The sequence below is a fragment of the Streptomyces montanisoli genome, from assembly GCF_017813245.1.
Classification (GTDB): domain Bacteria; phylum Actinomycetota; class Actinomycetes; order Streptomycetales; family Streptomycetaceae; genus Streptomyces; species Streptomyces montanisoli.
The window spans coordinates 1-9739 of record NZ_JAGIQL010000201.1; the positions used below are offsets into that span (position 1 = coordinate 1).

Annotated in this window: 10 protein-coding genes and 1 pseudogene; 3 read left to right on the forward strand and 8 right to left on the reverse strand. The window is 72.8% G+C overall.

The window, feature by feature from the left end; translation table 11 throughout:
- From JFN87_RS29365 to JFN87_RS29375, 3 genes are all read right to left on the reverse strand, one after another.
- Positions 1–2443 (reverse strand): FUSC family protein (locus tag JFN87_RS29365; RefSeq protein ID WP_209344934.1); only part of this gene is annotated, 2443 nt, incomplete at its 3' end.
- Positions 2440–2919 (reverse strand): MarR family winged helix-turn-helix transcriptional regulator, encoded by a 480-nt coding sequence (locus tag JFN87_RS29370; RefSeq protein WP_209344936.1) that lies wholly within the window; start codon positions 2917–2919, stop codon positions 2440–2442. The genes JFN87_RS29365 and JFN87_RS29370, both read right to left, overlap by 4 nt.
- A gap of 217 nt (positions 2920–3136) precedes the next feature.
- Positions 3137–4669: an aldehyde dehydrogenase (NADP(+)) gene (locus tag JFN87_RS29375; RefSeq protein WP_209344938.1), complete on the reverse strand. Its 1533-nt coding sequence runs from the start codon at positions 4667–4669 to the stop codon at positions 3137–3139.
- Between the two features lie 177 nt (positions 4670–4846).
- Between JFN87_RS29375 and JFN87_RS29380 the strand changes: the two genes are divergently transcribed.
- Entirely contained in the window at positions 4847–5626 is a 780-nt protein-coding gene (locus JFN87_RS29380) for an IclR family transcriptional regulator (protein ID WP_209344940.1), read from the forward strand.
- The gene (locus tag JFN87_RS29385; protein WP_209344942.1) at positions 5623–6108 is read left to right on the forward strand and encodes a GNAT family N-acetyltransferase; all 486 of its coding nucleotides are present in this window, start codon (positions 5623–5625) and stop codon (positions 6106–6108) included. The genes JFN87_RS29380 and JFN87_RS29385 overlap by 4 nt, the downstream gene beginning before the upstream one ends.
- An 81-nt stretch (positions 6109–6189) precedes the next feature.
- Here JFN87_RS29385 and JFN87_RS29390 read toward each other — a convergent pair whose 3' ends face one another.
- The 3 genes from JFN87_RS29390 to JFN87_RS29400 all read right to left on the reverse strand — a co-directional run bounded on the left by JFN87_RS29390 (position 6190) and on the right by JFN87_RS29400 (position 7350).
- Positions 6190–6615 carry a DMT family transporter gene (locus JFN87_RS29390; RefSeq protein WP_209344943.1) on the reverse strand — a complete coding sequence of 142 codons (426 nt, stop codon included), beginning with the start codon at positions 6613–6615 and terminating at the stop codon, positions 6190–6192.
- Between the two features lie 50 nt (positions 6616–6665).
- The gene (locus tag JFN87_RS29395; protein ID WP_209344945.1) at positions 6666–6986 is read right to left on the reverse strand and encodes a DMT family transporter; all 321 of its coding nucleotides are present in this window, start codon (positions 6984–6986) and stop codon (positions 6666–6668) included.
- A gap of 82 nt (positions 6987–7068) precedes the next feature.
- The gene (locus JFN87_RS29400; RefSeq protein WP_209344948.1) at positions 7069–7350 is read right to left on the reverse strand and encodes a hypothetical protein; all 282 of its coding nucleotides are present in this window, start codon (positions 7348–7350) and stop codon (positions 7069–7071) included.
- Between the two features lie 332 nt (positions 7351–7682).
- On the opposite strand from JFN87_RS29400, the gene JFN87_RS29405 reads away from it, so the two are divergent.
- The gene (locus JFN87_RS29405) at positions 7683–8129 is read left to right on the forward strand and encodes a MarR family winged helix-turn-helix transcriptional regulator (protein WP_209344950.1); all 447 of its coding nucleotides are present in this window, start codon (positions 7683–7685) and stop codon (positions 8127–8129) included.
- Between the two features lie 183 nt (positions 8130–8312).
- On the opposite strand, the gene JFN87_RS29410 is transcribed toward JFN87_RS29405, so the two are convergent.
- Both JFN87_RS29410 and JFN87_RS29415 read right to left on the reverse strand, forming a co-directional pair.
- Positions 8313–9074: an SDR family NAD(P)-dependent oxidoreductase gene (locus JFN87_RS29410; RefSeq protein ID WP_209344952.1), complete on the reverse strand. Its 762-nt coding sequence runs from the start codon at positions 9072–9074 to the stop codon at positions 8313–8315.
- Positions 9071–9646: pseudogene (locus tag JFN87_RS29415) on the reverse strand (TerD family protein); the annotation flags it as partial. The pseudogene JFN87_RS29415 and the gene JFN87_RS29410, both read right to left, overlap by 4 nt.
- Positions 9647–9739: the final 93 nt, after the last annotated feature.

Sequence of the window (9739 nt, forward strand, 5' to 3'; positions counted from 1 at the left end):
GGCCCCTGCCGTGCGGGCGCGTGCCGCGTGCGTCGCCGTCCGCGGTGTCCTTCGCCCAGGACGGCGTCGTGGGCCCGACGGGCGCGGGCGCCTGCCCCGCGTCCCTGCCGTACGCCGTCGCCGTCGTCACCCGCAGGCCGCGTGCCTCCGCGTACCCGGCCATGGCCTCGTCCAGCGCGGCCAGTTCGCGCAGCGCCGCGTGCAGCCGGTCGGCGCGCGGGCCGGACGGCGCGGTGAGCGCGGCCTGCAGGTCGCAGACCAGCGGGCCGATCCTGACCCACTCCCCCGGCGCGTCCCCTGCCCCGGCGCCCCCGGCGGCCAGGCGCCGGTCGATCGCGCCGAGCGACTCGGTCAGCAGCCGCGTGATCTGCTCCATCCTGGCGGTGAGCCGGGGCGGCAGGTCGATGTCCACGTCGGCGGACGCGGCGAGCGCGCGTGCGTGCGCGGTGGCATTGGTGAGCAGGGCCAGACGGCTCTCGCCCGCGGGCCCCCGCACGCCGACGGGCATCTTGATCAGGGGCCGTGCGACGCCCTGGATCTGGAACATCGCCGCGTCCACCCCGCGGGCCGCGCCGCGCAGCCTGACCGGCGCCTCGGGGTCCTTCCAGCGCTCGGCGACCTGGGAGATCAGCTGCTCGATCGCGGCCGCGTAGCCGCGTTCCGCCTCCCGGACGAGCCGGCCGCCGGAGACGGGGAAGATCAGCGCGGCGCATACGGTGGCGACGGCGATCCCGATGCCGTTGTCGATCAGGCGCTCGAAGAGCAGGTGGTCCATGCCGCTGTACGGCGTGGTCAGCCCGTACAGCTGGACGAGCGCGGTGACGAGGCCCACGACCCAGATCGCGTACGCGCGCTGCATGCCCCACGCGCCGATCGTCAGGCCGGCGACGATGACCGCGAGGGTCGCGTAGGTGTGGCCGGGGCCGATCAGGTGGAGCAGCAGGATGCCGACGACCGCGCCGACGACCGTGCCCGCCATGCGGTGGGCGAACTTCCTGACGCGGTCGTGCGTGGTGTTCGTGCCGAACAGCGTGATCATGACGCCGATCGGCCCCCAGTAGAACCGGCTCGGGTCGATGGCGTCCGCGATCGGGCAGACGATCGCGACGGCCACGCCCGCGTGCAGCGGGAGCCGCAGATAGGGGATGGCGCGCCGCCAGCCGGTGACGTTCTGGGCGGCGGACAGCCGGCGCGCCACCGCGCCCGTTCCCGCCGGGCGGTTCTGCTCCAGCGCGACGGTGGGCTGGAAGGGCACCCGGGCGCCGGCGGACGGCGCGTCCCAGCCGAGGGCGAGCCACCGGGCGAGCGACTCGGCGAGCGAGTCGAGGAGGACGCCCACCCGGTCGGCGAGCGCCGCGGCCTCGGCCTCGTCCGTGGTCGGCGCGGGGCTCGCGGCGAGCACCGCCGCGGCCTCCTGCTGGATGAGCTGGGCGGCCGGGCGCAGCGCGCCGGCGCGGCCGAGCGGCGTGCCGCGCGCGATGACGAGGCCGATGACCACGGTCTCGCGCAGGGCGGGCGTCATCCGCAGGCGTGTGAGCTGCTGGACGGCCTGGCCGATGCCCTGGAGGGCGAGTTCCGCGTCGAAGAGGTGGCGGTGCAGGGATTCGGCGGTCTCCGGGTCGGCGGCGACCTCGGGCTGCGCGAGCCGCCCGTCGATGATGACGGTGGTCATGTTGAGGCGGCGCAGGCTGCGGCGCATCCGCTTGACGGCGGTGTCGCGGCCCGCGTCGGGGTCGAGCGCCTCGACGGCCGCGTCGGCGACGCGGCGGGCCTCCACGACGAAGGCGCGCTGGGTGCGCAGCAGGTCCTCGCGCGGCATCGGGTAGCACAGCAGCAGCCGGGCGGCGAGTACGCCGGCGCAGGCGGCGAGTGCGACGAGGAACGCCTTGAAGCACATGTTCAGCGGGATGCCGGCCATCATGCCGACGAGGAACGAGTTGAACAGCATCATGCCCGTCAGCAGGTACAGCGTGCCGAAGCGGGCGAGGAAGAACGTGAGGGCGAGGCCGAAGCCCATGACGCCGAGTTCGAGCGGCCTGTCGTCGCGCAGCATGGCGCTCAGCGGCAGGACGGCGGAGAAGGGGAACGGCATCCAGAGGATGGCGCGGGCGAGGCGCGGTGCGGTGTTCTCGGCGACCGCGAAGGCGCTCATCAGGCCCATCATGCCGCCGACCATCATGCCGAGCATGGCGGGCATGCCGAGCGCGTGGGCCATGCCGTAGCCGACGGCGAGCGCGGTGACCATGGATATGGCGGAGCGCCAGCCGGCCTGGAGCTGCCCGAGCCCGGGGTCGGCCGCGAGTACCCAGTCCCACCAGTGGCGCGGGCCGCCGACGCGGCGGGGGGCCACGGGGAGCGTGTGGACGGTGTGGTGGTGATCGGTGGTGGTGCCTGTGGTCTGCGCCGCGTCCGCGGCGGTCGTCGTGGGGACGGGGGCGGTCAACTGACCTCCGCTTCGGTGGGGGCGTGCAGGGCGTCGAGAAGGGTGCGGACTGCCTCGCGTGCGGACGCGACGGTCCGCTCGGGGTCCTCGGCGGGCGTCGCGGGCGAGGTGAGCCCGGAGTGGATCGCGGCGGCCATGCGGCGGCGGGCGTCTTCGAGGTACTGGCGGCCGGCGGGCGTGATGGACGCGTCGACCGCCCTGCGGTCGGTGGCGCACCGGACGCGCTCGGCGAGCCCGCGCTCGGCCAGCTCCTGCAGGACGACGGTGACGCGGGGCTGGGTGAGCCCGGTGAAGGCGGCGAGCTCGGTGACGCGCCGGCTGCGCGTCTCCAGGGCGTCGAGGACGGAGGTGTGGCTGCGGGAGAGGCCGAACTCACCGGCCCGGTAGAGGTCGTACGACAGCCGGCCGATGTCCCGGAGCAACCCGCGAGCGGCGTCGAGTACGCGCTGCTCCTCGGGGACCGGTGATGAATGCATATAGCAATTATATAAGACGGAGATCGATCCTCATTACCGTCGCGGGCAGTGAGGGGTCAAGGGGCGGTCAAGTACTTTCTGGGCCCGGTTCCGTACTCCGGGCGCGTGAGGCATGCATGCCCTGGCGCGCCTTGGCCCAAGCGCTTCCCGCCCCGTGTCCGGGCGTACGCCGGGGGCGCGGGGCGCGTGAGGGGAATCACGCGCCGCGCGCCGCCGCTCACTTCTCCAGCGCGCCGTCCACCCGGCGCGGCAGGCCGAGCGTGTTCTCGTCGCGCAGCTCGGGCGGCAGCAGTGCCGGCGGCGTCGACTGGTACGAGACCGGCCGGAGCCAGCGCTCGACGGCGGTCGCGCCCACGGAGGTGGACGTCGACGTCGTGGCGGGGTAGGGGCCGCCGTGCTGCTGCGCGTCGGCGACGGCGACGCCGGTGGGCCAGCCGTTCACGAGAACGCGGCCCGCGAGCGGGGTCAGCGAGGCGAGCAGGCCCGCGGCGCCCGGCTCGGTGCCGTCGCCCTCGGCCTGCGACAGGTGGAGCGTCGCCGTCAGGTTGCCGGGCAGCCGCGACAGGACCGCGCCGATCTCGTCGGCCGAGGTGTAGCGCGCGACCACGGTGACAGGCCCGAAGCACTCCTCCAGCAGCAGGTCGTGGTCGTCGCCCGCCGCGAGCCTGGAGGCCGCGACGGTGAGGAAGCCCGCGCTGACGGTGTGCTCGCTGCCGGCGCCCGGGGTGACGGGCGCGTCGACGCCGTCGAGCCCGGCCCGCTGCTCGATGCCCGCGATGAACGCGTCCCGCATCCGGTGGTCGAGCATCACGCCGTGCTCGGTCTCGCTCACAGCGGCCGTCAGCGACGTCAGCAGCCGGTCGCCCGCCTCGCCCTCGGGCGCGAGTACGAAGCCGGGCTTGGTGCAGAACTGGCCGACGCCCGAGGACATCGAGGCCGCGAGCCCCGCGCCGATCTCGTCCGCGCGCTCGGCCGCGGCCGCCTCGGTGATCACGACCGGGTTGAGCGAGCCGAGCTCGCCGTGGAAGGGGATCGGCTCGGGCCGCGCCGCGGCCGCGTCGTACAGCGCGCGGCCGCCGCGCACCGAGCCGGTGAACCCGGCCGCTGCGACGAGCGGGTGCTTCACGAGCGCGACGCCCGCCTCGAAGCCGTGCACCAGGATCAGCACGTCCTCGGGGAGGCCGACCTGCGCCGCCGCCCTGCGGATCACCGACGCGCACAGCTCGGACGTCGCGGGGTGGTCGGGGTGCGCCTTGACGATCACCGGGCAGCCCGCAGCGAGCGCGCTCGCCGTGTCGCCGCCGGGGACGGAGAACGCGAGGGGGAAGTTGCTGGCCGCGTATACGGCGACGACGCCGAGCGGCACCTTGTAACGGCGCAGGTCGGGCCAGGGCGGGGTGCGCGTCGCGTCCGCGTGGTCGATGCGCACGTCGAGGAACCAGCCGTCGTCCACGGCTTCCGCGAACGCCCTGAACTGCGCGGAGGTACGGGCGAGTTCGCCGGTCAGCCGGGCGGGGCCGAGCGCCGTCTCGGCGTCCGCGGCCTCGATCACGTGTTCACCGGCCTCGTCCAGCAGGTCGGCCGTGGTGCGCAGCAGCGCCGCGCGCGTGGCCCGGTCGGCGAGCGACGCGCGGGCCGCGTGCGCTCTGCGCACGGCGAGGTCGACCTCCTCGGCCGTCGCCTCGTCCGCGACGTGCTCACGCTGCTTCCCCGTGCGGGGGTCGACACTCCAGACTGGTGCTGCTGCCACCGCGGCTTCCTTCCCAAGGGCCTGGGCCTGCGGGCCGTTCCAAGGCTGAATTCGGTAGTGTTCGTTCGGTATTCTGAACACGATTCCCGATAGTGAATCTTCTGGGACTCTATTTCCGGCGTTCTGTGTGGTCAAGGCCGTCGCGAACGGTCAGGGAGAAGGGGCGGGCGAGACGTTATGCCGAGTGTCGAGACGGGTGGAGCGGGCGGGGCCCAGGTCAAGTCCGCGGTACGGACGGTGGAGCTGCTCGAGTACTTCGCGGGCCGCCCCGGCATGCATTCGCTCGCCGCCGTCCAGGAAGCCGTCGGCTACCCCAAGTCCAGCCTCTACATGCTGCTGCGCACGCTGGTCGAGCTCGGCTGGGTGGAGACGGACGCGACGGGAACACGCTACGGCATCGGCGTGCGTGCCCTGTTGGTGGGCACCTCGTACATCGACGGCGACGAGGTCGTCGCCGCGGCGCGCCCCGCGCTCGACCGGCTCTCCGACGACACGGCGGAGACGATCCACCTCGCGCGCCTCGACGGCACGAACGTCGTCTACCTCGCCACCCGCCAGTCGCAGCACTATCTGCGGCCGTTCACGCGCGTCGGCCGCAGGCTGCCCGCGCACTCGACGTCCCTGGGCAAGGCGCTGCTGTCCACGTACAGCGACGAGCAGGTGCGCAAGATGCTGCCCGAGACGCTGCCCGCGCTGACGGAACACACCATCACCGACCGGGAGAAGCTCATCGAGGAGCTGAGGTCGGTGCGGGAGCGCGGGTACGCGGTCGACCGCGAGGAGAACACCCTCGGCCTGCGCTGCTTCGGCATCGCCATCCCGTACCGCACGCCGGCGCGCGACGCGGTGAGCTGCTCGGTGCCGGTGGCCCGGCTCACGCCCGCGCACGAACAGTCGATCAGGGACGCCCTGTTCGACGCGCGCGACCGGCTGACGCTGGCGACGAGGCACCTGTGAACGTGACCCTGCGCGAGGTCGTGGACGAGGACCTCCCGCTGTTCTTCGCGATGATGCGGGACCCGGAGGCCGTCAGGATGGCGGCGTTCACGCACGAGGACCCGGACGACAGGGAGCACTTCGACGCCCACTGGAGCCGGATCCGTGCGCCCGGCCGCACGAACGTCCTGCGGACCGTCCTCGTGGACGGCGCCGTCGGCGGGATGACCGGCCTCTACGGGGAGCCGGGCGAGCGCGAGGTCACGTACTGGATCGACCGCGCGCTGTGGGGGCGCGGCGTCGCGACGCGCGCCCTGCGCGCGCTCCTGGCGCTCGTGCCGGACGAGCGCCCCCTGTACGCGCACGCGGCGGCGGACAACGAGGGCTCGCTGCGCGTCCTGCGCGCATGCGGTTTCGAGCCGACCGGCGAGGCCACGGAGTACGCCCATGGAAGGGCCGCGCCGACCAGGGAACTCCACCTGACCCTGCGCGCGGGCGCCTGACCCGGGCGCCCGAACGCCGGCCCGTGCGGCGCACTCGGGGGCCGCGGAATGGACCGCGCGAGGGGGCCGCGCACCCCCGCGTCAGGCGCCCTGGGTCTCGCGCCGGGCGGAGGCGGCCTCCTGGCCGTCCTGCGGCACGGCGCCGGGCTCGCCGCCACCCTGCTGCCTGTCGGCGAGCTTCAGCCAGACCACGCCGACGATGATCAGGCCGAGCCACAGGGCCTGGCCGGTGGTGAGGGTCTCGTCGAAGAGGACCGGGCCGAGGAGCGCCGCGCCCGCCGAGCCGATGCCCGCCCAGACGGCGTAGCCGAGAGCGACGTCGATGGTGCGCAGTGCGGCGCTGAGAGCCCACAGCGTCAGGAGGAAGAACGCGACGGCGACCAGCGACCACGTCAGGCGGGTGAAGCCGTGGCTGCCTCCGACGGAGAGGGCGTAGCCGACCTCGAACCCGCCGGCGAGCAGGAGCGTCAGCCAGGAGTTGGCGGAGGAGGGGCTGGTGTCGGACATGTGCGTGGGTCCTTTCGGGAAGTGGCGGAGCGCGGGCGGCGACGCGAGGCTCAGGCGGCACCGCTGAGCTGGAGACCGACAACGCCGACGATGATGGCGAGGATGCCCAGCGCCTTGCGCCAGTTCAGCCGCTGCCCGAACAGCAGCGCGCCCAGCAGGGTGATGCCGACACCGGCGATGGAGGTCCAGATCGCATAGCCGACACCGACGTCGAAGGTCAGCAGCGCCTTGCTGAGGAAGTAGGTTCCGATGGCACCGCTGACCAGGGTCACGACGGTCCACGTGCGGTTCTTGAAGCCCTCGGCCTTGCCGGCCGCGATGGCGACGGTGATCTCGAAGATGTCGGCGATGGCGAGGTAGAGCCACTGCATGGCGGTTTTTCCTTCGCTGGTGTGGAGGACGGTTCGGCGGGTCGGTGCGCCGTGCGGGTTCTCGGTGGTGCGTGAGTGCTGCTCAGCATCCGTCGATGCCGCAGGCGGCACCGCGGGCGACGGACCATCCGGCCTGGACGTCGAGTACGGCCTCGCGGATCCGGGCCGGATCGGGGACGCCCTCGATGCGGTGGCGCTCGCCGATGAGGAGGGTGGGGGCGACGCGGACGCGGTGGGCGGCCGCGGTGCGCAACGCCTCCTGGTGAGCGGCGGTGTAGGTGCCGGCGGCCAGTGCCCTGGCGAAGTCGTCTCCGTCCAGGCCCAGTTCGCGGGTGGCCTCGTGCAGCGGGCCCTCGGCGCGCATGCCGTCTCGCGATCCACCACGTGGACGATGTGGCCGACGCCGAAGTGGAGCGAGGCCAGATAGCACAGGGCGCAGGGTTGACCACCACGGCGGAGAACGGAATGCCGCCCTCAGCGACGTGCTCGCGACTGATGCGGACCGCCTCGCGGGCGTACTCGATCAGCTCGCCTTGCGGGATCTTTGCGGTGTCGGACATGCAGACCTCAAGTGTTTGCTTGTACGTGCATCTATATGGACACACGGAGATCCGGCTTCGAGAGACGAGTGGGCTCCAAAAGCTTGCATGCACATGTATCTTGTTGTCAACGCGCCACTTGAGAGGGAACTGCTCCATGACCACGATCCCCCACGCGTCGGACGACTCGTCGGACCAGGCCATCTGGCGGAGACTCCTCACCTTGCACGCGCACGTGGAACGCCGCCTCACCCAGGCCCTGCAGCGCAAGTGCGGAATAGGACTCTCCGAGTTCCGCGCACTGGAATGCCTCGTCCAGGCCAAGGACAGCGAGCTGCGCATGCAGGACCTCGCCGAGAAGGTCGGGCTGGGGCAGAGCTCGGTGACCCGGCTGGTGGGTCGGCTCTTCTCGGCCGGACTGGCCTTCCGAGACCTGTGCCCCGACGACAAGCGCGGCGTCTACGCGGTGGTCACCGACGAGGGCAGGCAACGCTACGCCGCCGCGCGCGGCACGTACTCAGAGGTCCTCAGCGCGGCGCTGAACACCGCCGGCGCCGACCCCGCACTGGCCGGTACGGTCCGGTCGTTGCGCAGCGGCTTCTGAGCGCCGCCGCCTCACACCCAACCCGCCCTTCGGGGCGCCGGATCGAAGGGGCCGCCCCCGAACAGGGGCGGCCCCTCCGGCTTCTCACCGGCCCTCGCGAAGCGACCGCCCCGAGTGGCGTGCATCACGCATATTCAATCAGGTACATGCTTGACTCTGCATGCATTGCCGGTACGCGGGGCGTCACGTGCGGAGGTAGGACGCGCCGTTCATGTCGAGCACCGTGCCCGACGCCCACTGCGCCGCGTCCGACGCCAGCCAGAGCACCGCCGCCGCGATCTCGTCCGGCGTCGCGACCCGGCCGAACGGGGACTGGGCGCGGATGGCCTCGCCCTCCGCGCCCGACAGGCGGTGCGCCACCCGCTCCGTCTCGATGAAGCCGGGCGCCACCGACGCCACGGCGATGCCGTGCGGGGCGAGCGCCACCGCGAGGGACTGGCCGAGCGCGTGCAGCCCCGCCTTCGTGGCGCCGTACGCCGGGTAGTCGGGCTCCCCGCGGAACGCGCCGCGCGAGCCGACGTTGACGATCCGGCCGCCTGCGGCGCGCTCCACCATCCGCCCGGCCACGCGGTGCGCGAGCAGCGCGGGCGCGGTCAGGTTGACCGCGACGTGCCGCTGCCACAGCTCCGCGAACTCCTCGTACGACGTGCTGAGCGGCGGGTGCGCGTCGTTGACGGCCGCGTTGTTGACGAGGACGTCCACCCCGCCGAGGCCGTCGTCCGCCGCGTCCGCGACGCGCGCCGCGCCCGCCGGGTCCGAGACGTCGCCCCCGACCAGCACATGGCCGTCGCCCGGCAGCGAGCGCAGCGTCTCGCGCGCGTTCTCCTCGCGGCTGCCGTAGTGCACGGCCACCCGGTCGCCGTTCGCCGCGAACGCCGTCGCGAGCGCCCTGCCGAGGCCGCGCGAGGCGCCCGTGACGAGGACGCCGCGGCCCGCCGCCGTCACAGCGCCTGCGCGGCCGGCTTGACCATGCCGCGCACCGTACGGGACTTCACGAAGTCACCCATCGCCGTCATCTCCCACTCCCCCGAGAACTGCCTGATCAACTTGGCCATCATGACGCCTGTCTGGGGCTCGGCGTTCGTGAGGTCGAAGCGGACCAGTTCCTCGTCGGTCTCGGCGTCGAGCAGGCGGCAGTACGCCTTGGCCACCTCGGTGAACTTCTGGCCCGAGAAGGAGTTGACGGTGAAGACGAGGCCCGTCGCCTCGGCGGGCAGCCTGCCGAGGTCCACGACGATGGCCTCGTCGTCGCCCGCGCCCTCGCCCGTGAGGTTGTCGCCCGAGTGCTTGACTGCGCCGTCGAGGATGGACAGCTTGCCGAAGTAGCAGCTGTCCAGGTGCCTGCGGTCCGGGCCGTAGGCGATGACCGACGCGTCCAGGTCGATGTCCTTGCCGCGGAACGCGGGCTCCCAGCCGAGGCCCATGCGCACGCGCGACAGGAGCGGCCGGCCGCCCTTGACCAGCGAGACCGTCTGGTTCTTCAGGAGGTTGACGCGCCCCTTGTCGAGGTTGATCTTGGATCCGAACTGCTCACGTCTGATCCCCTGTTTCCCATGATTCTCCTATGCCGTGTCCTGTTTGAAATATGGAAGATGCAAGGGGGGGGGAGT